This window comes from Pseudomonas sp. A-B-19 (assembly GCF_019947515.1).
Lineage (GTDB): Bacteria > Pseudomonadota > Gammaproteobacteria > Pseudomonadales > Pseudomonadaceae > Aquipseudomonas.
Genome location: NZ_JAGYGN010000030.1, coordinates 1 through 21,052, shown reverse-complemented (window position 1 = coordinate 21,052; position 21,052 = coordinate 1). Strand labels below are relative to the sequence as shown.

Sequence of the window (21,052 nt, the reverse complement as noted above, 5' to 3'; positions counted from 1 at the left end):
CACCGATACCTGTAGAAACTGCGGTGCGGCGATCCGACTTGCCAGCGATGGCAACTGACAGCCGAGCATTTTCTTCCTGGTGTACATATTCGTTGCTGCGGTAACGGCCACTTAGGGTTCCGCCCTGACGGCGGGTCACTTGGAAGAGCCTGTAGGAGCGAGCTTGCTCGCGATGGAGGTCAACGATGACGCGGGGAGCCTGACACCCCGCGGTGCTCTCAGGTTTTTCGCGAGCAAGCTCCTACAGGGCCCGCCGCGATCGGCCATCCATGGCCGTGCGCGGCCTCACGTGGGGGCGTGCACCGCAACGGCACCGCGAGGTGAGCTAACGCTCGACCTCGTTGTTTGGTGGTGCACGCATTCCCCTGTGGAGCTGCCGAAGGCTGCGATCTTTTGATCTTGATCTTCAGCAATCTCCAGATCGCAAAAGCAAGATCAAAAGATCGTCCGAACGCGGCCCGAACCTTCGGCAGCCCCTACAGATATTTCGTTATATGTGTTCCTCGGAATTGCGTGAAGAACCTTATTATTACGCTGAAATAGACAGAACGATTTCTGAACCTCTACTCAGTTGCTCTTCATATGCAACGGATAAAGCTCATTGGCAATGGCGATATCCTCCAGCCCCAGTCCGTTTTAGCGAAAGAAGAATGGGCCCGACATCTCCTCCCGCTACTGATCCGGCCGCAGATTCGCTACTATGATTCCCCGCCTTCCCTGTCTGCGGATTTCTTCATTCTGGAGCCCGAATGGCTAGTCAAAAGGACATCGCCGCCGAAAGCGGCGCACCGATGATCCCTGAACAGCGCCGTGAATTGATGCTGCGCCAGTTGCGCAAGCATCAGGTGCTGAGCGTTCATCAATTGATGGAAATGTTCGACTGTTCGCACATGACCATACGCCGCGACATTGCGTTGCTGGAGCAGGAAGGTCGTGCTTATTCGGTAACGGGTGGGGTGCGGATTGCCAGCCAGCTGCACAGTGAGCCCAGCCATCAGACCAAGGCGGTGGTCGAGTTGCCGCAGAAGCAGGCCATGGCCAGGCTCGCCGCCCGGTTATTGCATGCCGACATGTCGGTTTACCTGGATGCGGGAACCAGCACGCTGGAAATTGTCCCCTACATCAAGGCGCTGTCCGGCATGACCGTGGTGACGAACGACTTCGGCATTGTCCAGGCGCTGATCGATGCCCCCCATGTCACGGTGATTCATACCGGCGGGCAGCTGGATCACTCCAATCAATCCTGCGTGGGCGGCCTGGCGGTTGCCACCTTGCGTCAGGTGGTCACCGATATCGCGTTCATATCGACCAGCTCATGGGATTTGCGTCGCGGCCTCACCACGCCTTCGGCGCTGAAGGTCGAGGTCAAGCAAGCCGCGATGCAATCGGCTGCGCAGGTGGTGCTGGTGGCCAGCAGTTCGAAGTACGGCACCTTCAGCATGTACAGGATCGCCGGACTCGAGCAGTTCGACATCATCCTCAGCGACGACGCATTGACCCCTGCCGCGGCCGATGGCATCCGCAAGCAGGGTGTCGAACTGTTGCTGCCGGCTGACCATACACCGGCGTGAAACGACGGGCTCCTGCTTCCGGCGGGGCCCGTCGCCGCCCTCCTCTATAGCGCCTGGCGCGTCTTCCAGTCGCGCAACCACTGCAAACCGGCAGAGGTATTGCCTCGCGGCCGGTATTCGCATCCTACCCAGCCGTCATAACCCAACTGGTCGATCAGCTCGAACAGATAGGGATAATTGACTTCCCCCAGATCCGGTTCATGCCGGTCCGGCACGCCGGCGATCTGGATATGGCCGATACCATCGAAGTCCCGACGCAGTTTGGTGGCCAGGTCGCCCTCGACGATTTGGCAGTGGTAGCAATCGAACTGAACCTTGAGGTTACTGGCGCCCACTTCCTTGCAGATGGCCTGGGCCTGGTCCTGGCGGTTGAGGAAAAAGCCTGGCATGTCTCGGGTATTGATCGGTTCGAGCAATACGGTGACGCCTGCCTTGGCCGCCTGGGCGGTGGCATAGGCGAGATTTTCCAGGTACACGCCGTGATGCCGTGGGCGATCGCTTTCCGATGGCAGCAACCCGGCCATCACATGGATGCGTGAATTGCCCAGCACAGCGGCGTATTCCAGGGCGCGATCAAACCCGCTACGAAATTCACTCTCCCGGCCGGGCAACGACACCGTGCCCCGCTCCCCCGCCGCCCAATCACCGGGCGGCGCGTTGAACAGTGCCTGTACCAGGCCGTTGTCGCTCAAGCGTTGCTTGAGTTCTTGCGCGCTGTAGTCGTAGGGAAACAGATACTCCACCGCTTCGAAACCATCGGCAGCGGCGGCAGCGAAACGATCCGGAAACTCATGTTCCGGGTAGAGCATGCTGAGGTTGGCAGCAAAACGAGGCATGGTAGCTCCTCAGATAAAGGGTTAGACAAAAGGCCAGATCAACAGGGTAATACAGAAACCCAAGGTGCCGAGCAAGGTGGTCAATACCGTCCAGGTGCGCAAACCGTCGGCCACATTCAGCCCGGCCAGCTTGGTGAAGATCCAGTAGCCCGCATCATTGATATGGGACATGGCCAGCCCGCCACCGCCCATGGCCAGGCACAGCAGGGCCATGTGATTCGGAGTGAGACCGAGAGTCGCAATCAGCGGGCTGATGATGCCGGCAGTGGTCACCAGCGCCACCGTGGTCGAGCCCTGCACTGCGCGTAACAGCATGGTCAGCAGAAAGCCCAGGGCCAGGACCGGCAGACCGGTGGTGCGCAGCATATCGGAGACCACGGCACCGATTCCGGTGTCCACCAGCACCTTGCCGAACACACCGCCGGCACCGGCAATCAGAATCACCATGGCCACACCAGGCAAGGCCGAACCGATCACGTCAGACACCTGAGTGCGGCTCCAGCCCCGACGCGAACCCAGCAGCCAGGCACACAGCAAGGTGTCGATCAGCAGCGCCACCAGCGGCGCGCCGAGTACGGTCATGATGCCGCGCAGGACCGATTCGGCCGGCAGCAGCGAGGTGGACAGAGTCCCCAGCAGAATCAGAATGATCGGTAGCGCGATCAGGCTGACGATCAAGCCAAACCCTGGCGCCGGCGCCGGCGGCAACTTGGAAACGATGCTGCTGACGGACTCTTCCAGGCCCATGTGTGACACCGCTTCTGCCGCTCGTTCAGCGCTCTTGCCGTTGCCGTTGGACCAGGCGAGCAGATCCTCGTTAGTGACATGCGGACCATAGACTTCCGCACGAATATCGTCGGTCATCGGATACACCCGACGGGTCATGCGCCCGGCCACTCGGTAGCCGACATAGCAAAGGAACGCGGTGAGCGGCAGACCGAACATCAGCACGCGGCCCAGGTCCGCGCCCAGTTGACTGGCGGCGGCCACTGCGCCCGGGTGTGGCGGCAGAAAGGCGTGGACAGTCAACAACGCCGCGCACATCGGCAACGCAAACACCAACAGCGGCTTACGCGCAGTTCGGGCAACACCATAGGCCAGCGGCATCAGGATGATCACGCCCACTTCGAAGAACACCGGCACCCCGACCATGAAGCCGGCAATCGTCAACGCCAGGGGCGTACGCCGGTTGCCGAAACGGGTAATCAGGGTCTTGGCCAACGCCTCGGCACCGCCGGAGAGCTCGATGATCCGCCCGATCATCGCGCCCAGGGCAATGATGATCGCAATATGGCCCAAGGTCTTGCCCATGCCGCCTTCGATAGTGGCGACCAGATCCGCCGGTTTCACCCCGGCCACCAGCGCCACCAGAATGCTCACCAGCATCAAGGCCACGAAGGGCTGGAACTTGTACTTGAGCACCAGGAACAGCAACAGCGCGATGCCCACCCCGGCAGTAATCAGCAGGACTAACGGGCTCATTTCACAAACCCTCCACGCCGGGTAAGTGAAAGGGTACAGCCGATGGATCTGGACATGCCGCAGTGAAGGTAAGTCATACCTGGGTTTCCTGTTGTTATTGTTTTTTCAGGCAAGCCGGGGCCGTCGAGAGTCCCTGTGCGTCTCCCGGGCAGCGCCTGTGTTATGGATCTGTCGTATTACGCCCGCGCGTTACCAGTGCGCACCGAAGGTCTCTCGCAGTTCGTCCAGCGCCGCCTGATTCAGCGGTTGCGGCTTGGGATTGCTCATCAGCCAGAGTCGCGCGGTTTCCTCGAGTTCTTCCAGGGCGTAGCTGGCCCTGGAGACCGAACTCTCCCAGACCACCGGCCCAAGCCGCTCGAGCATCACCCCGCGAACACTGTTGGCCAGTTGTGCGACCTGTTCGGCAACCTTCGGCGAACCGGGTCGCTGGTAGGCAATCAACGGGATATGCCCGACTTTCATCACCTGATATGGCGTCAGCGGCGGCAGAATGTCGTTCGCCTGCCAGACACCTGCGAGCGTCAACGCCACCAGGTGGGTGGAGTGGGTATGCACCACGCCGCCGACATTCGGGTTGCGGTCATAGACCTGGCGATGCAGTGCCAGGGTCTTCGAAGGCTTGTCACCGGACACCCATTCGCCGGCCAGATTGACCTTGGCGATGGTTGCCGGATCCAGGCGCCCGAGGCACACATCCGTCGGCGTGATCAACCAGCCGTCATCCAGGCGTGCGCTGATATTGCCGGCGCTGCCAACGGTGTATCCACGCTGGTACAGGCTGCGGCCAACCTCACAGATTTCTTCGCGCAATGCGTTTTCGTTACTCATTGCGCAGCTCATTGTGCACCTCCAGCCCGGGCGAGTTGATTCAAGGCTTTACTGAAAAAATCCCGGCCACCGAAGTTGCCCGACTTGAGTGCCAGCGCCAGTGGTTCGTCAGTACTGCTGACCGTCGCGGGAACACCCGGATCGATCTGCGCGCCGATTTGCAGCAGTTGCACGCCCAGCGCCTGGACCACAGCGCCCGAGGTTTCCCCACCGGCGATCACGAAGCGGCGCACACCGCTCTGGCGCAGACCCCGGGCAATTTCGCCAAAGGCGTTTTCCACCAGACTGCCAGCCTGCTCGACGCCCAGTTGCTGTTGCACCGACTTGACCTCCTCCGGTGAGCAGGTGGCGTAGATCAATACGGTTTGCGCGTTATCACGGGCGAAGGCCAAGGCTTGCGCCACTACCGGTTCCCCCGCTGCCAGGGCCAACGGATCAATCCGCAAAGCTGGCCTGCCGGCTTCGAGCCAGGCGGCCACTTGTCCATTGGTGGCGATCGAAGCGCTGCCGGCCAAAACCACTTCCCCACCGGGCACCGCCGGAAGTTTCGAGGCGTCGAGATCGCGCAACTTGCCGGCACGACGGAAGTTTTCCGGCAAGCCCAGAGCCAGCCCCGAGCCACCGGTCAACAACGGTAGATCGGCGCAGGCGGCACCGAGGGTATACAGATCGCTGTCGGACAAGGCATCGGCGATGGCCATGCCGACACCTTGGGCCCTCAGCTCGGCGATGCGCGCCCGCACCTGCTCAGCGCCGCGGGCAACGGTGTCGTAGCGCAACAGGCCGACATTCAGGCGGGTCTGCGCTTGCAGCACGCGAACCAGGTTGGCATCGGTCATCGGCGTCAGCGGGTGGTTTTGCATGCCCGACTCGCTGAGCAACTGATCCTGTACAAACAAGTGACCGCGAAAGATCGTCCGGCCATTCTCCGGGAATGCCGGGCACGCCAGGGTAAAGTCGCTACCCAGTGCGCCCAGCAGTGCTTCACTGACCTGGCCGATATTGCCGGCCGCGGTGGAGTCGAACGTCGAGCAATACTTGAAAAAGATCTGCTCGCAGCCTTGCTCGCGCAGCCAGGCCAGCGCCGCGAGGGACTGCTCGACCGCTTCGGCGACCGGTGTGGTGCGCGACTTCAGGGCAATGACGATCGCATCGGCATCAAGCCCGGCAGCCACTTGCGCGCTCGGGATGCCAATGCTTTGCACAGTGCGCATGCCGCCGCGCACCAGCATGTTGGCCAGGTCCGTGGCGCCGGTGAAATCGTCGGCGATGCAGCCCAATAGCGGGCGTGCGGTGGAGGTAGTCATGGGGTGTTCCTCAAACAGGCTCAGGCTTGGCAGTCGGCAATTCGATGCCCGGGAAAATCTTGATCACCGCCGAGTCGTCCTCACGACCGAAGCCGGCACTGGAAGCCTGCATGAACATCTGGTGGGCGGTGGCCGACAGCGGCAGCGGGAATTTGCTGGCCCGGGCGGTATCCAGCACCAGGCCCAGGTCCTTGACGAAAATATCCACGGCGGACAACGGCGTGTAGTCAGCCTTGAGAATGTGCGGCACGCGGTTTTCGAACATCCAGGAATTACCGGCGCTATGGGTGATCACCTCATACAGCGCATCGGCATCGACCCCTTCACGCAGGCCCAGTGCCATGGCTTCGGCAGAAGCGGCAATATGTACACCCGCCAGAAGCTGGTTGATGATCTTGACCTTCGACCCCAGGCCATGGACGTCGCCCAGGCGATACACCTTGCCGGCCATGCCGGCCAGGATCGACTCAGCCTTGGCATAGGCATCGGCCGGGCCGGAGGTCATCATGGTCATCTCGCCAGCGGCAGCCTTGGCCGCGCCACCGGAAATCGGTGCATCCAGATACAGCAGGCCCTTTGCTGCCAGGCGCTGACCCAGATCCACGGCGTAAGTCGGAGCGACAGTGGCGCAGCCAATCACCAGACTGCCCGGCCGCAGAGAGGCCACGGCCCCACCCTCACCGAACAATACGGTCTCGGTCTGCTCGGCGTTGACCACCACGGTGATGATCACGTCACACTCAGCGGCCATGTGCGACGGTGACACGCAAGCCACACCGCCCTCCCCGGCGAACTGCTCTGTTACGGCAGAGCGCACATCACAGGCATGCACATTAAAACCGCTGCGCAACAACGAGCGGGCAATGCCCAGCCCCATCGCGCCCAGACCGACCACACCGACATTCTTGTTATTCATGGGGTACTCCAGTGGAAAGCAGCGACTGCTTGAACGACTGCAAGGCACAGACGTTGGCCGCGTTGTGAATAAGGCAGCGGTAGACAGAATCAGGACCACGCGGATAAGCCAGCCGAGGGGCGCTGTGATTCAGGACGTGAGTCGGGATCTCATCGAACATCAAGGCAATCCTGTTTTTGTCGTGTTATCAGGTTGTCATACCGGCTGATGAAGATCATCTACCAGTGATCAGATTATGTGAAGTGTTTTTTAACAATAACATTTTTTAACACGTCTTTTGGCGCGTAGAAAAGTGGAGATGCTTCACTGGCCTCGGCCAGCCGGTGAACCGGGTCGCGGTCGATAGCCTGCGTCTCGAGGATGGCGTGATGATCGAACACCGGGAGGTGATTCAGGATGAGGCGACGCGCGAAGGTTCCGTCAGCGGGAACCCTTTGGTAGACGGCTATCACGCAATCAGGCGGTCGCTCTTGGCGAAAGTGTTATGTTATAACTACAGAAAGCATACGCTGTCAGTCACCCCTGGCAGAACCATCCACTCCCTGCTTGCGACATTCGATGACAATCTCCGCTCACATCCCGCCCATCACACGCTTGAACCAACGCCTTCTGTCCATTGATGCCCTGAGGGGATTGGTCATCCTCTTTATGCTGTTGGATCACGTGCGCGAAACGTTCTTTTTGCACCGTCAGGTAACAGACCCGATGGACATAGAATCCACTGAGCCGGCGCTGTTTTTCAGCCGCACACTTGCCCATTTGTGTGCGCCGGTTTTCATACTGCTCACAGGACTTTCCGCTTGCCTGTACGGCCAAAAGCACCGGGGCAAGGGCGATGTGTCAGCCTTTTTATTCAAGCGCGGTCTGTTGCTGGTACTGCTGGAATTCACCCTGGTGAGTTTCGCCTGGACGTTTCAGTTCCCGCCTGCGGCCATTTACATGCAGGTGATCTGGGTCATTGGCATCTGCATGGTTGCCCTGGCCGGACTGGTCTGGTTGCCCAGGCCCATTCTGTGCTGCCTGGGCCTGGTGATCGTGGCCGGGCACAACCTGCTGGATAATGTGCACTTCGCGGCAGGCTCGCCCATGCATATACCTTGGGCGATTCTGCATGATCGCGGCTGGATCGAACTCTCCGACGGCTTGCGTCTGCGCACCTCTTATCCCGTACTGCCGTGGATCGGTGTGATCGCTCTTGGATACAGTATCGGCCCATGGTTTGCTGACCAGGTTTCGGCCGCCAAACGTCAACGCACTTTGCTGCTTGCAGGGGCCGGGGCATTGATCGGGTTTGTCGCATTGCGAGCGGTCAATGGTTATGGCGAGGCGCATTGGGTCGCCCATGAAGGCCTCACGCAAACCCTCATGAGCGTCTTCAACATCACAAAATACCCACCTTCCCTGCTGTTCCTTTTGCTGACGTTGGGCATGGGCCTGTTGCTGCTACGTGCCCTGGAACGGGCGCAACAACGCAAGTGGGTCAATGCATTGGCCGTCTTTGGCGCGGCGCCGATGTTCTTCTACTTGCTGCACCTTTACGTACTCAAGGCGCTGTATCTGGTCAGCGTGGCGTTATTCGGCCTGAACCAGGGAGTTCTTTTCGGTTTCGACAGCATTTGGGTGGTGTGGCTGACGGCGGTGCTCCTGGCTTTATCCCTGTATTTACCCGTGCGCTGGTTCGCGGCATTGAAGGCACGCCGTCGCGATATCGAATGGCTCAAATATTTCTGATCAGGACATTTGCTCAAAAAAGGGGCTCTCCAGGGGTAATGCCAGTCAGTTAAGCCGAGACACTGAACCCGTGGCGAGGGAGCTTGTCGGATCGCCGCACCGTCCCGCTGGACTGCGTAGCAGGCCCATTTGTTGGGGCCGCTTCGCTGCCCAGCGGGAGCAAGCTCCCTCGCCACAGGTTAATCAGCGCTGGTCGATCCCTTAACTGATTGGCATTCCCCCTGGAGAGCCCCTTTTTTCAAGATGTCCCGTCCTGAAAACCTTTGTCAAAGCGGAATGAGGCTCCGTAGGCAGAATCCGGTAAATGGCTGACGCCATCGTCCCGTAACCGCGAACGGAAAGTACCGCTCTGTGGCTGGGTGCGATACAAGCCACGTTTTTGCAGTTCGGGAATGATCAGTTCAACGAAGTCCTCAAGGCTGCCCGGGCTGATCAGCGGGTTGAGCATGTAGCCGCTGGTGCCGGAAATACGGGCGTGCTCTTCGATCCGGTTGGCCACTTGTTGCGGCGTTCCCACCAGAATCAGATCACTGCCCCGGGTAACGTTGGCAAAGCGCTGTTTGACATCGCCGGCGGTCAAGGGTTTGCCACTGCCATCGGGACGCATCACATAGGAGGTCATGCCTTCGGTGTGAGTGGACAACGCGTCGCTGTCCGCGTAGCGGCTGATATCGATACCGGTATCACCGGCATAACTGACCAGTTGTGCCTGCAAGTGGTAGTTGCTTTGCAATTCATCATATTTGCGTTGGGCTTCGATCTCGGTTCTGGCCGTGACGATGCGCAGCACGGTCAGTGATTTGACATCCCCGGCGTGACGCCCCCGTGCCCTGGCCTGCGTCCATATGTCTTCCAGTCCCTGGCGAATCTCCAGCGGGTTGGACTTGGCGATGAATATAAGTTCGGCATGCTTGGCTGCAAACTCGCGACCACGGCCTGACCAACCGGCCTGGATCAGCAACGGTGTGCGTTGCGGTGACGGGGACGTCAAATGCGGCCCGGCCACCCGGTAATGCTCGCCAACATGATTGATCGGTCGCACCCGATCGCCCTTGGCATAGATCTGGCGAGACTTGTCGGCCACCACGGCATCGCTTGCCCAGCTGCCTTCCCAGAGCTTGTAAACCACATCGAGAAATTCATCGGCGCGTTCATAGCGATCGTCGTGCTTGATCATCTGCTCCAGGCCGAAATTGCGAGCGGCACTGGTCAGGTAGGAGGTGACGATGTTCCAGCCGACCCGCCCATTGGTCAGGTGATCCAGCGTGCTGAAGCGCCGGGCATGGGTGAAGGGATGTTCATAACTGGTGGTGACAGTGACGCCGAAGGCGAGGTTTTCCGTCACGGCGGCCAATGCCGGGATGATCATCAACGGATCGTTGGCCGGCGCCTCCACCGCCCACTTCATCGCCGCGTCGGCATTACCGCCAAACACATCGTAGAAACCCAGCACATCACCGAAAAACAGCATGTCGAGATGAGCCTGGTCAGCGATGCGTGCCAGGTTCGACCAGTAACCCAGCGAGTTGATGGTCAGTCGTTCGTCAGCCGGATGCGTCCAGAGGCTTGGCGCGCCGCCACAGCCAACACTGGCTTGCTCGTATAACGCAAACAACAAAGGTTTTGGATCGGACATCGTAGTACCTGTAAAAGTCATTGAGCGGGTGGGTCAGCGCTGATGCTTGAAACCTTTGCCGTAGTGGCGTTCAAGACGGTTCTGTATCAGCTTCACCCCTAGCCGTCGAGCATGTAGCCAGTAATGCCAAGCCAAAAGGTAAAAGCGCCTTAGTGTTCACAGACGAATGCTCCAATCGATTCAAAATACTGAATAGATTAAAACGCACTAACAAAGTAGTTTGTACTGCATTTATGGAATATAAGACTGCGTTCAAGCTATATCGGCTCAAGCGGTCCAGACGCTTGCACCACTGCCCCTTCCAGGCAAGCGCTTTGCGCAGCCAAACAACCGAGCGAATCAGGCTTTTTCGTCTAACGTGAGTGGATGCATTTGCATGATCCACTTCCTCTTAAAATGGAGTTTGACGATGAAAACTATCGCTTCCTGGGTGACGGTTACGTTTCTTGGACTAGTGCTTGGCGGCTGTGCCGCGGTTGGCGCCGGGAGCGGAGGTGCTGGCGAGAAGGAAATTCGTTCGGGGAAAATCGAGCAGATTACACAGACCCAGATGCAGACCAATCACGATAGCGGTGTCGGCGCCATCATGGGGGGTATTGGCGGTCTGGCCCTGGGCAGCCTGATCGGCCACGGTACCGGCCGGGATGTGGCGATGGTCGCCGGTGCCCTCGCTGGCGCGGCGGGCGGCAACTACGTCGAAAAGAAAAAATATGATCAGCCCATGGATGCACAACAGATCATCGTTCGCACCCACAGCGGCGTACTGGTTCAGGTGACCCAGCCGATCAACCCGGGGCTGACAAATGGCATGAACGTTTATGTCGAGGGTTCCGGAAACGACGCGCGGGTGGTGCCACAAAGTTAGTGGCGGCGACTGGACGTTGCACACCCCCCATGATCCATGGCTGCGCACAATCCTGACTCGAATGGCGCGCCGCCATGGGTCATGGGGCAGGGGCTACTTGAATACCGCTACGCTGGCTGACCCATTGGGCTTTTTCAAGTACTCGCGCAACCGAACGCCAATCTCGGCAATTTTCGCCTCCCCCGCACGCAAGGCTTGCGGGTTGGTGTGCACCGAGTAATTTCCCAGCGCCAGATCATAGGGATGAGGTGCCGCTGAACCGATCACGAACACCGCATCTTTTTGCAGCGCCTTGAGCGTCACGGCGCCGTTGCCTGGTTCGAAGATGACCATCTCTCCTGCGTTGACCAGGCCTGGTGCAGACAAAGCGCCGCGGCTGACACTCAACCACAACGACTGATGTTCGCCAGGTGGAACATAAGTCCAGGACTCCCCGGCACCTAGCGTGACCAGCAGATAATTCATTCCGACGGGGGCACGGACCGGGCTCTGGACACCCTGGTACGTGCCGAGAATCAACCGCGCCGGCCCGATTTCAGGCATCACGCCTGACTCCAGGTATTGACTGTCGACACTGGCGCTCTCCAACTCAGGCGGTAGTGCAACCCACAGTTGAAAACCCTGAATCCGCTTCGAAGTGCCTACCGACATTTCCTTGCCGTGCCACACCCCGCCTCCTGCCCGCATCCATTCGACACCGCCATAGTCAATCATCCCCGTGCCCGAATCCGCATCTTCAAAGCGCAAATTGCCTTCAGTGATGACGGTGACGGTGGCGATCCCCGAGTGCGGGTGCATCGGCATGCCGTTGATGAAAGAGCTCTCACCTTCAAACAGATCCAGGAAAACGAACGGCTTGATCAAATGACCGAGATCCGAAGGACCCATCAGCCGGACAATAGCGCCATGCCCGCTGCCTGTGGTGCGATAGCCGATTGCGCGGCGGGTTCCGGCTTCGCGTGCAGCGCCAGGGTCCGTTGCGATGTGAGGTGGTTGCTGAAGGTTCATCATGATCACTCGAAGTGGGAAGCCTCGCGGCCCGATACCTCAAACAATAGAGCGGGACCGATTGCTTGATTAGTCGATACAATCGGATTGCACTCGTCCACCGACATCAGGAATTCCCGCCGTGCTCGACCTCAATGACATCGCGATGTTTGTGCAGGTAGTGCGCTGCGGCAGCTTTGCCGAGGCGGCGCGACGCCTGGGCATGCCGCCCAATACCGTGAGTCGCCGCATCCAGCAGCTCGAAGCACGCCTGGGCACTCGGCTGCTGCAACGCTCCACTCGCAAGCTCACACTCACCAGCGCAGGCCAGGACTTCCATGAGCGTTGCGCAGGCGCAGTCGACGGCTTGCTCGAAGCCGGACAGGCGTTGATAACGGGTAGTAACGAGCCCAATGGCCTGGTGCGTGTGGCGGCTCCAGCCGACTTCTTCGACTTCTTCCAGATGGACTGGGTGAGCGGGTTTCTCGCCGCGTATCCACGCGTGAGGCTGGACTTCATACTCAGCGATGCGAAGGCCGACTTGATCGCAGAGCAGATCGATGTCGCGTTTCGCGGCGGCGCCTTGCGCGATTCCGGTTTTATCGGTCGTCAGATCCTTGACCCGCGTAGCGTCGGCATGGTCGCAAGCCCCGCCTACATTGCCGCCCACGGCTCACCCCGCACGCTGCAGGACCTGGTCAACCACGATTGTGTGATCTTCGCGCAACCCGGCGGCCACGCCACATGGCGCTTGATCGGCCCGCAGGGTGAGGAGGAAGTGCAAGTCAGTGGGCGCTTCAGTGGCAATACTGCACAGGCACTGCGCAGGGCCGCCGTGGCCGGCCTCGGCATCGCGCTACTGCCACCGGTGATGGCCAGGCTCGACGTTCAGGCCGGTGTGCTCGTCCCGGTGCTGGCGCAATACCAACCCAAAGGTTATGGCCTGAACGTGCTGTATCCAAGCCGCCGACAGTTGCCGCTTGCGGTATCGGCCTTCATCGACCTGGTGATCGAGAAGTTGAATGCCTCGGGCGCACCAGAGGTGCATCCGTAGCGAGCGACAGTCGATGCCCATGGATCTATACCGCTGGTGGCCCTAGACTTTGCAGTCCCCCGCCCTCCTCGCCGATTGTTGAACGGGTTTCATGACTGAGCATGCCAAGTACCATCACGTATCCGAAGTACCAGGTCTGGTGCTGGGTTCCGCTCGCTTTGTGGACACCGGTTTCGATCGCCATTACCACCTCGATCTCCACATTGGCTTTGTCACCGAAGGCGTCCAGCGTCATCGGTCCAACGGCGAGTCGTTTCTTTTAGGTCCGGGAAGTATTGCCCTGATGCCGCCGGGTGAGATCCACGATGGTGTGCCCGAGGGCGGCGACGCTTATACGCTCAAGACATTCCGTCTGTCCCAGGCGCTGGTCGCGAGTCTGACCGAGGAGATCAGCGGTCAACCGAGAGAGCTTGAATTGACCAGTGTGTTGCTGGAAGACGCGAGGCTTGCCGGTAACCTGCGCGGGTTGCATAACGCGATGCAGCAGGCCGTTGGGCCAGGCAGCCTGGCGGTACAGACGCAATGGATCACCCTCCTTGAACACCTGTTGAGCCAGTCACGGGCGACCAGGCCCGAAACGATTACGGGCACGCTATCCCCCCTGCAATGGTCTCGCGTCAGGGACTATTGCTTCAGCCACATCGATCAACGAATCACCCTCGATGATCTCGCCAGTCTGTGCGGGTTAGGCCGGTTCCCGTTCCTTAAACAGTTCAAGCGGACCATCGGCATGACGCCGCACGCTTGGCTGCTTCGCCTGCGTCTTGAACGGGCTTGTGGCCTGCTATCACGCAGCGGGCAACCGATCGTCGAAGTCGCCCACGCCGTCGGTTTTTACGATCAAAGCCATTTCAACCGCGCCTTTCGACAGGCATTCGGCGTCGCACCCTCGCGCTACAGGACATAGGGCTTCGGCCATCAGGCAGCCGTCAATTTTTTACAAGCGCGACAACCGTCCCTCTCCATAGGATGCGCCAATACGGGCGAAACACCTTCGCCTGCGCAGCCGAGAAATGGATGATGAACGGTGAAACAAACAGACCGCCCGCGCTGGGTTTTTCAAGTGACAACATCGCTGGCGCATCGCCGCAGGTGACACAAGCCATCGTGAAACACAGCACGGCCCAGGCGAGCCCCTATGGCACCGACGAGCTGACGGCGCAGGTCAAGCGCAAGTTCTGCGAGATCTTCGAGCGTGACGTGGAGGTCTTTCTGGTGCCCACCGGCACCGCCGCCAACGGCTTGTGCCTGAGCACGATGACGCCGCCCTGGGGCAACATCCATTGCCACCCGGCCAGTCATATCAACAACGATGAATGCGGCGCGCCGGAGTTCTTTTCCAACGGTGCGAAGCTGATGACCGTCGACGGACCGGCGGCCAAGCTGGACATCGTTCGACTGCGCGAGCGGACTCGCGAGAAAGTCGGCGACGTGCACACGACTCAGCCCGCCTGCGTCAGCATCACCCAGGCCACTGAAGTCGGCAGCCTCTACACCCTGGACGAGATCGCAGCCATCGGTGACGTCTGCAAGTCATCTTCCCTTGGATTCCACATGGATGGGTCCCGATTTGCCAACGCCCTGGTGTCGCTGGGTTGCTCCCCCGCCGAGATGACGTGGAAGGCCGGGGTGGATGCCCTTTCGTTTGGTGCCACGAAAAATGGTGCGCTGGCGGCGGAAGCCATCGTCCTGTTCAACACCTCGCTCGCAGCCCAAATGAATTACCGGCGCAAGCGCGCAGGCCATCTCTTTTCCAAGATGCGTTTCCTTTCAGCACAGATCGATGCGTACCTGACCGACGACCTCTGGCTGCGCAATGCACGCCAGGCCAACGCTGCGGCCCAGCGCCTGGCGCAAGGCCTGACTGGCCTGAGCGGCGTTGACGTGCTCGGCGGCACCGAGGCGAACATCCTGTTCTGTCGCCTGGACTCGGCAATCATCGAAGCACTGCTCAAAGCCGGGTTCGGCTTCTACCATGATCGCTGGGGACCCAACATCGTTCGTTTTGTCACCTCGTTCGCCACCACTGCCGAGGATGTCGATCACCTGTTGAGTCAGGTGCAGCGAGCGGTCGATCGGCACTGAAGGCCGCAACTTGCAGCGGATCACCGGCCATCGCGATGTTCTTGAAGAAGTGGATGAACGGGTTCTGATCGCTCACAGTTGACCAGGGACAAAACTCGGCGCAGGGGGCATCCGCTTGCGGGTGCTCTAGTCGATTCACGACTCGTCGGCAACCACTCTCACTCTGTGGCAGTCGGACGGCCCAAGTTTTTGGCCGCTCAAGGAGCGAACTTCAATCGGCATCAGGGACTGACCGGACGCATTGTCCAGCAACACAGAACGCGTCTCCTCCCGGGCGAACAGGAAACGTTCGCCCCATTGCCTCATGCTGACCACCACCGGAAAAATCTCCCGTCCTTTCTCCGTCAGGACGTACTCCTTGTAGGCGCTGCCATCCGAAGCAGGTTGAACGTCGAACACACCGACCTCAACCAGCGCTTTCAGGCGCGATGCGAGGATGTTTTTGGCCACCCCCAGGCTTTTCTGGAATTCGCTGAATCGGCGAATGCCGTCAAACGCGTCGCGAATGATCATGAGCGACCATCGATCCCCAATGGCTTGCAGTGTTCGTGCTACCGGGCATTCGCTGCTGTGCGATGAAGCGTCTTCGACCATCGTGTTTACCTTCTGGATAAGGGCTGCCAAGCCTGTCGTCCAATCTTGAATAATGTGGTTGCAATTTGAAACCTGATTCAGCAACAATTGAATCGAGTTTTAAATTGAAACCAGTTTAGCGCCACGGAGGCTCATGTGACAGCAGATGCCGACTCCACCACCCAGCCTTTCGTCACTCCGGCTTCGGGGCTTTCTCCATCACTCACGTGTTTATTTTCGGTCACCTGCGCGCTGGCAGTCGCCAACGTTTATTTCGCACAACCCTTACTCGACTCAATGGCCCGGAGCCTGGGCGTGGCCTCATCGATGATCGGGTTTGTGGTGACGGCTACCCAGGTCGGTTACGCGCTGGGGTTGCTGTTCATCGTCCCGCTGGGTGACTTGTTGAACCGTAAAGGGCTGATTCTGACTCAAGTGCTGCTGTCCGCGATTGCGCTGGCGGGGGTCGGCGCAGCACAGCAATGGTTGACCCTGTTGGGGGCCATGATCGTTGTGGGATTGCTGGCCGTGATGGTTCAAGTGCTGGTGGCCTATGCCGCCGTGCTGGCAACACCGTCGCAGCGTGGCCAGGCGGTGGGAACCGTAACCAGTGGCATTGTCCTGGGCATCCTTCTGGCGCGATTCACCTCCGGGCTGATCGCCGATCTGGCGGGCTGGCGCGCGGTGTATTTCGTATCCTCGGGACTGATGCTGACCCTCGCGGTAGTGTTCTGGAAAGTCTTGCCTTGCGCAGTGACACCACGCAATCGATACACCTACCCGGCACTCATCCGCTCGCTCTTCATGCTGTTCATCACTGAACCGGTCTTGCGCATCAGGGGTCTTCTGGCCTTATTGATCTTTGCCGCTTTTTCCGTGCTCTGGACATCCATGGTGCTGCCATTGAGCGCCCCGCCGCTGTCGCTTTCACACACGGTCATCGGCCTGTTTGGCCTGGCCGGCGTCGCCGGTGCCCTGGCTGCCAGAAGAGCCGGTCGCTGGGCAGACCAGGGTTTGGGGCAACGCGTGACCGGCATTTCGCTGGCGATCCTGACGCTGTCCTGGTTGCCCATCGCGTTTGCGCAAACGTCACTGATCGCCCTGGTTTGCGGGGTGGTCCTGCTCGACTTCGCCGTGCAGGCCGTACACGTCACCAACCAGAGCTTCGTCTTTGCGGCACGACCCGACGCGCAAAGTCGCATGGTCGGCGCGTACATGTGCTTTTACTCGGTGGGCAGTGCACTGGGAGCTGCCGCCGCGACGCAGGTTTATGCGCTTTGGGGCTGGATAGCCGTGAGCCTGCTGGGTGCCTCGATCAGCGCGGCTGCCCTGGTGTTGTGGTTTTTCACGTTGCGATTTTCAATGATCGATCAAGAATTTGCGCGAAACCTTGGAATTGGCCAACACGCCCTCATAACAAAGGCTATACCCAACGCCTCCGAGAGGAACGACAGACCATGACCAGACAAACCGAAACTGCCATTCTCGCCGGAGGTTGCTTCTGGGGCATGCAGGATCTGCTGCGGCGCTATCCCGGTGTGCTGTACACGCGGGTCGGGTACACCGGCGGCGATGTGCCGAATGCCACCTACCGCAACCATGGCAACCACGCCGAAGCCATCGAGATCGACTTCGACCCTGCCGTGATCAGCTACCGGCAGATCCTTGAGTTCTTCTTCCAGATACACGACCCCAGCACGCCCAACCGTCAGGGCAATGACCTGGGCCCCAGCTACCGTTCGGCGATCTACTACCTCAGCGAACAGCAACGCGACATCGCCGAGGACACCGCTGCCGATGTCGATGCTTCACACCTGTGGCCAGGTCGGGTTGTCACCGAAATCGAACCGGCGGGACCTTTTTGGGAAGCGGAGCCGGAGCACCAGGATTACCTCGAGCGTATACCGAACGGCTACACATGCCACTTCATCCGCCCGAACTGGAAGCTCCCCAAGCGCGCCTGAAAGTCGTGTTTGTGAAGCACAGATGTGAACCACTTCTGGTCGATTTCAGCCGGTCGTCGAGGGCAGAAATCGGCCATGGCGGACGTTTAGAGTAGTGACAATAAATCCGTCCCGTTTCTCCCCGGAAAAACCCGGGCGCAGAGGAAGTCGACGAATACCCGCACCTTGGGAGAAGGGTGTTTACTGGCAGGCCAGAGCAAATGGAACTCGCCATTGCGCTCTGTGTGCTCTGGCAAAACGCTCCACAGCTGCCCCTCGGCGAGCGCCTGCCTGACCGAGAACTCCGGCAGGTAGGCGATGCCCAGTCCCCGCAAGGCAAAGCACAAACGGGTTTCGATGGTGTTGCAGATCATCGAAATGGGCAAGGCTAACTCGGGCTCCTCGGCAGTACGACGCAAGGCCCAGGCTTCCAGCTTGCCGCTATTGGGGAAACGGTAGTGCAGGCAGCTGTGTTGCAGCAGATCGGTTGGTACTTTTGGCGTACCACGCACTGCCAGGTAGTCCGGCGAGGCGACCAGCAACGAACGGAATGAACCGAGCTTACGCGCCGATAAACGCGAATCCGTAGGCGCGCCGGTTCTGACCACGACGTCGAAACCTTCCTCGATCACATCGACCAGGCGGTCGCTGAAGTCCAGGTCCAATTCAATGGCCGGGTACTCACGCATAAAGTCGCCGAGCACCGGATGTACCAGCGAACTGACCAAGGGCAGGCTGACCCTCAAGCGTCCACGTGGAGCGGCGCTGGCTTGCGACAGTTCCAGTTGAGCCGCCTCGATTTCGGCCAGAATCCGACGGCTGCGCTCCAGAAACAGCATGCCTTCGGCAGTCGGCGTGACGCTGCGCGTGCTGCGGTGAAACAGGCGAACACCGAGCTTCTCTTCCAGCCGCGCCACACTCTTGCCGATGGCCGACGCCGACACCCCCAGCATTCGGCCAGCCGCAACGAAACTGCGATTTTCAGCGACCTGCACAAACACCACAAAGCCGTTCAAGCTGTCCATGCTGCCCTCCATTGCGGACATTCTGCTCCGCATAAAATGGAACTCTACCCCAGTTTTTCTTTAATCCCAGACTTTCTATCGTGGCGGGGCTCTCCACTCTCAGAAGGAACTGCGCATGACCCTCCCCGAAATCGCTTTTTCCACGGGCACACTTTCACGTCAGTTGTCCGCGCGCATCCTCAACCCGCAGGCGTTTGCGTCGGGTGGTGCCGGCATGGCCGGAACAGCCGAGGACTTCCTGCGCCTCCTTGAAACATTGCGGCGCGGCGGCGGTGAGCTGCTGTCCACGGCACTCGTCGAGGAGATGGCACGCGATCAAACCGGCGGCCGGGAACTGCCCGCTGCACCGGGGTTCGGCTTTGGTCTGGGGTTCTCGGTACTGCGCGATCCGGCCTTGGCGGTCACCCCCGAGTCGCCGGGCACCTGGCGTTGGGGTGGCGCCTATGGCCATTCGTGGTGTGTGGATCGACAACAGAAGCTGAGTGTCGTCGCCTTCACCAACACGTTGTACGAGGGCATGTCGGGACGGTTCGTAACCGACCTGCGGGACGCGGTATACGCCGTCGCGGAGCCAGGCCAATGAACTCGCAAGTGCAGGATCGCATGCCTTATGGACCCTTGTTGGCGCTGGCAATGGCCGCCTTCATCACCATCCTTACCGAGGCACTGCCGGCGGGTCTTCTGCCGCAGATGGCACAGGGGCTGGCCGTCTCCGAGGCGTGGGTCGGGCAAACCGTCACCGCCTATGCCGTTGGATCGCTAATGGCCGCCATGCCGTTAACGGCGGCCACACAAGGATTTCGTCGCCGTCCCTTGCTACTCGCTGCCATCGCCGGATTTGCCATTGCCAACACGGTCACGACGTTTTCGACCAGCTTCACGTTGACGATCGCGGCGCGCTTTCTGGCCGGCGTTGCGGCGGGGCTGTTGTGGGCGTTATTGGCCGGCTATGCCGCGCGCCTGGTGCCCGAACACCGCAAAGGCCGCGCCATCGCGATTGCGATGGTGGGCACACCCCTGGCGCTCTCGTTGGGCATCCCGGCCGGAACCTTTCTGGGCAACGTCCTGGGATGGCGCATGTGCTTCGGCATCATGAGCTTGCTGGCCGTGCTGCTGATGGCATGGGTGCGCTTCAACGTGCCGGACTTCGCCGCAAAGGCTGAAGAAAAACGGCTGTCGCTGCGTCATGTATTCACACTGCGTGGCATTCGCCCCGTGCTCTTCGTGGTACTGGCGTTCGTCCTTGCGCACAACATTCTCTACACCTACATCGCCCCGTTTCTGCAAGTGGCCGGCCTGGGAGCGCAGACGGATGTAGTACTGCTGGTCTTCGGAGTCGCATCGCTGCTGGGCATCTGGATTGTTGGGGTGTTAATCGACCAGTACCTGCGCGCGCTGACCCTGGCGAGTACCGCATTGTTTGGGATTTCAGTGATAGTGCTGGGTATGGCGGCCACCGAACCCGTTGCCGTTTTCGTAGCGATTGGCGCGTGGGGATTGGCCTTTGGCGGCGCCGCAACCTTGTTTCAAACGGCATTGGCCCAAACTGCTGGCGATGCGTCAGATGTCGCACAATCCATGCTCGTGACTGCTTGGAACACCGCAATTGCTGGCGGGGGCATTGTGGGAGGTCTGCTACTCGACCGACTCGGCGTAGTAGCATTCCCTCCTGCACTACTGGTGCTGTTGGTGGCCACGCTGATGGTGACGTGGTCGGCCAAGCTGCGCGGGTTTCCCGTGGTGCAGGGGGTGAAATCCGATGCAATTTGAATGTGCTGATGTGGTTAGCAGGCAGCCGCGAACCTCGCTAACAGCGCATCCCAAAGCTATTGGACGGAAGTGGACCGGCATGACAGGCAGCTATCGGCTCAGGGGCGGACAGTGATCGATACTTCAATCAGCCTTCATGCTCGTAGTGCTCACTTGCCAACCCTGTACTGCGCAGCTATTGTCAGCCCCATGAATCAATTACGAATTGCCTTGACCACGACTACCACGACCGCCAGAGGCGGGTCGTGAGAGGTGTCGTGAGCTAATAGCCCACGAATTTCAAAGGCCCGCCAGTGATGGACAGGGCCTTTTCTTTGGTTCTTCACGGATTACCGGGAAAGACGCTCTTGATCTTCATGAAAAAGAATTCGCTGTCCCGGTAACCGTACGCCATCCGCTTAATGACCTTGATTCGATTGTTGATGCCTTCCAGCTGGCCCGTA

At 59.8% G+C, this 21,052-nt stretch carries 19 protein-coding genes and 2 pseudogenes; 11 read left to right on the top strand and 10 right to left on the bottom strand.

The annotated features are described in order from the left end of the window. Window positions 1–139: 139 nt before the first annotated feature. Together KGA81_RS30310 and KGA81_RS25225 are read left to right on the top strand one after the other, a co-directional pair. Window positions 140–241: pseudogene (locus KGA81_RS30310) on the top strand (outer membrane lipoprotein carrier protein LolA); the annotation flags it as partial. A gap of 508 nt (window positions 242–749) precedes the next feature. After that, on the top strand, window positions 750–1,571 hold the full coding sequence (locus KGA81_RS25225; RefSeq protein ID WP_223549545.1) for a DeoR/GlpR family DNA-binding transcription regulator: 822 nt from the start codon (window positions 750–752) through the stop codon (window positions 1,569–1,571). Between the two features lie 44 nt (window positions 1,572–1,615). Here the strand turns inward: KGA81_RS25225 and otnI are convergent, their stop codons facing one another. From otnI to ltnD, 5 genes are all read right to left on the bottom strand, one after another. Continuing rightward, window positions 1,616–2,407 (bottom strand): 2-oxo-tetronate isomerase, encoded by a 792-nt coding sequence (gene otnI / locus KGA81_RS25220; protein ID WP_223549543.1) that lies wholly within the window; start codon window positions 2,405–2,407, stop codon window positions 1,616–1,618. A 21-nt stretch (window positions 2,408–2,428) separates the two neighbouring features. After that, entirely contained in the window at window positions 2,429–3,889 is a 1,461-nt protein-coding gene (locus KGA81_RS25215; RefSeq protein ID WP_223549541.1) for an SLC13 family permease, read from the bottom strand. Between the two features lie 189 nt (window positions 3,890–4,078). After that, the gene (locus KGA81_RS25210) at window positions 4,079–4,717 is read right to left on the bottom strand and encodes an aldolase (RefSeq protein ID WP_223549539.1); all 639 of its coding nucleotides are present in this window, start codon (window positions 4,715–4,717) and stop codon (window positions 4,079–4,081) included. An 8-nt stretch (window positions 4,718–4,725) separates the two neighbouring features. After that, window positions 4,726–6,024, bottom strand: a complete 1,299-nt coding sequence (otnK, locus tag KGA81_RS25205; RefSeq protein ID WP_223549538.1) for a 3-oxo-tetronate kinase — start codon at window positions 6,022–6,024, stop codon at window positions 4,726–4,728. A 10-nt stretch (window positions 6,025–6,034) separates the two neighbouring features. After that, entirely contained in the window at window positions 6,035–6,940 is a 906-nt protein-coding gene (gene ltnD / locus KGA81_RS25200) for an L-threonate dehydrogenase (protein ID WP_223549536.1), read from the bottom strand. A gap of 558 nt (window positions 6,941–7,498) precedes the next feature. Between ltnD and KGA81_RS25195 the strand changes: the two genes are divergently transcribed. Continuing rightward, complete coding sequence (locus tag KGA81_RS25195; protein WP_223549534.1) at window positions 7,499–8,671, top strand: DUF1624 domain-containing protein; 1,173 nt, start codon at window positions 7,499–7,501, stop codon at window positions 8,669–8,671. A 238-nt stretch (window positions 8,672–8,909) separates the two neighbouring features. On the opposite strand, the gene KGA81_RS25190 is transcribed toward KGA81_RS25195, so the two are convergent. Then, window positions 8,910–10,307 carry an LLM class flavin-dependent oxidoreductase gene (locus KGA81_RS25190; protein ID WP_223549531.1) on the bottom strand — a complete coding sequence of 466 codons (1,398 nt, stop codon included), beginning with the start codon at window positions 10,305–10,307 and terminating at the stop codon, window positions 8,910–8,912. A gap of 409 nt (window positions 10,308–10,716) precedes the next feature. Between KGA81_RS25190 and KGA81_RS25185 the strand changes: the two genes are divergently transcribed. Beyond that, a complete protein-coding gene (locus KGA81_RS25185) occupies window positions 10,717–11,172 on the top strand; it encodes a glycine zipper 2TM domain-containing protein (protein ID WP_223549529.1) in 456 nt (151 codons plus the stop codon). Between the two features lie 93 nt (window positions 11,173–11,265). Here the strand turns inward: KGA81_RS25185 and KGA81_RS25180 are convergent, their stop codons facing one another. Continuing rightward, a complete protein-coding gene (locus KGA81_RS25180) occupies window positions 11,266–12,180 on the bottom strand; it encodes a pirin family protein (RefSeq protein WP_223549625.1) in 915 nt (304 codons plus the stop codon). 121 nt (window positions 12,181–12,301) lie between these two features. On the opposite strand from KGA81_RS25180, the gene KGA81_RS25175 reads away from it, so the two are divergent. From KGA81_RS25175 to KGA81_RS25165, 3 genes are all read left to right on the top strand, one after another. Further along, a complete protein-coding gene (locus KGA81_RS25175; RefSeq protein WP_223549527.1) occupies window positions 12,302–13,213 on the top strand; it encodes a LysR family transcriptional regulator in 912 nt (303 codons plus the stop codon). Between the two features lie 91 nt (window positions 13,214–13,304). Next, window positions 13,305–14,120 (top strand): AraC family transcriptional regulator, encoded by an 816-nt coding sequence (locus tag KGA81_RS25170; protein ID WP_223549525.1) that lies wholly within the window; start codon window positions 13,305–13,307, stop codon window positions 14,118–14,120. 62 nt (window positions 14,121–14,182) lie between these two features. After that, complete coding sequence (locus KGA81_RS25165) at window positions 14,183–15,298, top strand: low specificity L-threonine aldolase (RefSeq protein ID WP_317850820.1); 1,116 nt, start codon at window positions 14,183–14,185, stop codon at window positions 15,296–15,298. A gap of 135 nt (window positions 15,299–15,433) precedes the next feature. Here the strand turns inward: KGA81_RS25165 and KGA81_RS25155 are convergent, their stop codons facing one another. Next, a complete protein-coding gene (locus KGA81_RS25155; RefSeq protein ID WP_223549521.1) occupies window positions 15,434–15,892 on the bottom strand; it encodes a winged helix-turn-helix transcriptional regulator in 459 nt (152 codons plus the stop codon). Between the two features lie 135 nt (window positions 15,893–16,027). On the opposite strand from KGA81_RS25155, the gene KGA81_RS25150 reads away from it, so the two are divergent. After that, window positions 16,028–17,332: an MFS transporter gene (locus KGA81_RS25150; protein WP_223549519.1), complete on the top strand. Its 1,305-nt coding sequence runs from the start codon at window positions 16,028–16,030 to the stop codon at window positions 17,330–17,332. After that, window positions 17,329–17,835 carry a peptide-methionine (S)-S-oxide reductase MsrA gene (gene msrA, locus KGA81_RS25145; RefSeq protein ID WP_223549517.1) on the top strand — a complete coding sequence of 169 codons (507 nt, stop codon included), beginning with the start codon at window positions 17,329–17,331 and terminating at the stop codon, window positions 17,833–17,835. Before KGA81_RS25150 ends, msrA begins: the two co-directional genes overlap by 4 nt. Window positions 17,836–17,921: 86 nt before the next feature. Here msrA and KGA81_RS25140 read toward each other — a convergent pair whose 3' ends face one another. Then, window positions 17,922–18,839: a LysR family transcriptional regulator gene (locus tag KGA81_RS25140; protein WP_223549515.1), complete on the bottom strand. Its 918-nt coding sequence runs from the start codon at window positions 18,837–18,839 to the stop codon at window positions 17,922–17,924. A gap of 184 nt (window positions 18,840–19,023) precedes the next feature. On the opposite strand from KGA81_RS25140, the pseudogene KGA81_RS25135 reads away from it, so the two are divergent. Together KGA81_RS25135 and KGA81_RS25130 are read left to right on the top strand one after the other, a co-directional pair. After that, window positions 19,024–19,422, top strand: a pseudogene (locus KGA81_RS25135) (serine hydrolase); the annotation flags it as partial. Next, complete coding sequence (locus tag KGA81_RS25130; RefSeq protein ID WP_223549513.1) at window positions 19,419–20,609, top strand: MFS transporter; 1,191 nt, start codon at window positions 19,419–19,421, stop codon at window positions 20,607–20,609. The pseudogene KGA81_RS25135 and the gene KGA81_RS25130, both read left to right, overlap by 4 nt. Window positions 20,610–20,931: 322 nt before the next feature. Here KGA81_RS25130 and KGA81_RS25125 read toward each other — a convergent pair. Continuing rightward, a partial coding sequence (locus KGA81_RS25125) for a transposase (RefSeq protein WP_141228961.1) occupies window positions 20,932–21,052 on the bottom strand: 121 nt, incomplete at its 5' end.

What these genes read in the sequence shown, in the direction of transcription:
- KGA81_RS25225 (WP_223549545.1), top strand. Translation starts at nt 750, where the DNA reads ATGGCTAGTCAAAAGGACATCGCCGCCGAAAGCGGCGCACCGATGATC.
- otnI (WP_223549543.1), bottom strand. Translation starts at nt 2,407, where the DNA reads ATGCCTCGTTTTGCTGCCAACCTCAGCATGCTCTACCCGGAACATGAG.
- KGA81_RS25215 (WP_223549541.1), bottom strand. Translation starts at nt 3,889, where the DNA reads ATGAGCCCGTTAGTCCTGCTGATTACTGCCGGGGTGGGCATCGCGCTG.
- KGA81_RS25210 (WP_223549539.1), bottom strand. Translation starts at nt 4,717, where the DNA reads ATGAGTAACGAAAACGCATTGCGCGAAGAAATCTGTGAGGTTGGCCGC.
- otnK (WP_223549538.1), bottom strand. Translation starts at nt 6,024, where the DNA reads ATGACTACCTCCACCGCACGCCCGCTATTGGGCTGCATCGCCGACGAT.
- ltnD (WP_223549536.1), bottom strand. Translation starts at nt 6,940, where the DNA reads ATGAATAACAAGAATGTCGGTGTGGTCGGTCTGGGCGCGATGGGGCTG.
- KGA81_RS25195 (WP_223549534.1), top strand. Translation starts at nt 7,499, where the DNA reads ATGACAATCTCCGCTCACATCCCGCCCATCACACGCTTGAACCAACGC.
- KGA81_RS25190 (WP_223549531.1), bottom strand. Translation starts at nt 10,307, where the DNA reads ATGTCCGATCCAAAACCTTTGTTGTTTGCGTTATACGAGCAAGCCAGT.
- KGA81_RS25185 (WP_223549529.1), top strand. Translation starts at nt 10,717, where the DNA reads ATGAAAACTATCGCTTCCTGGGTGACGGTTACGTTTCTTGGACTAGTG.
- KGA81_RS25180 (WP_223549625.1), bottom strand. Translation starts at nt 12,180, where the DNA reads ATGAACCTTCAGCAACCACCTCACATCGCAACGGACCCTGGCGCTGCA.
- KGA81_RS25170 (WP_223549525.1), top strand. Translation starts at nt 13,305, where the DNA reads ATGACTGAGCATGCCAAGTACCATCACGTATCCGAAGTACCAGGTCTG.
- KGA81_RS25165 (WP_317850820.1), top strand. Translation starts at nt 14,183, where the DNA reads ATGCGCCAATACGGGCGAAACACCTTCGCCTGCGCAGCCGAGAAATGG.
- KGA81_RS25155 (WP_223549521.1), bottom strand. Translation starts at nt 15,892, where the DNA reads ATGGTCGAAGACGCTTCATCGCACAGCAGCGAATGCCCGGTAGCACGA.
- msrA (WP_223549517.1), top strand. Translation starts at nt 17,329, where the DNA reads ATGACCAGACAAACCGAAACTGCCATTCTCGCCGGAGGTTGCTTCTGG.
- KGA81_RS25140 (WP_223549515.1), bottom strand. Translation starts at nt 18,839, where the DNA reads ATGGACAGCTTGAACGGCTTTGTGGTGTTTGTGCAGGTCGCTGAAAAT.
- KGA81_RS25130 (WP_223549513.1), top strand. Translation starts at nt 19,419, where the DNA reads ATGAACTCGCAAGTGCAGGATCGCATGCCTTATGGACCCTTGTTGGCG.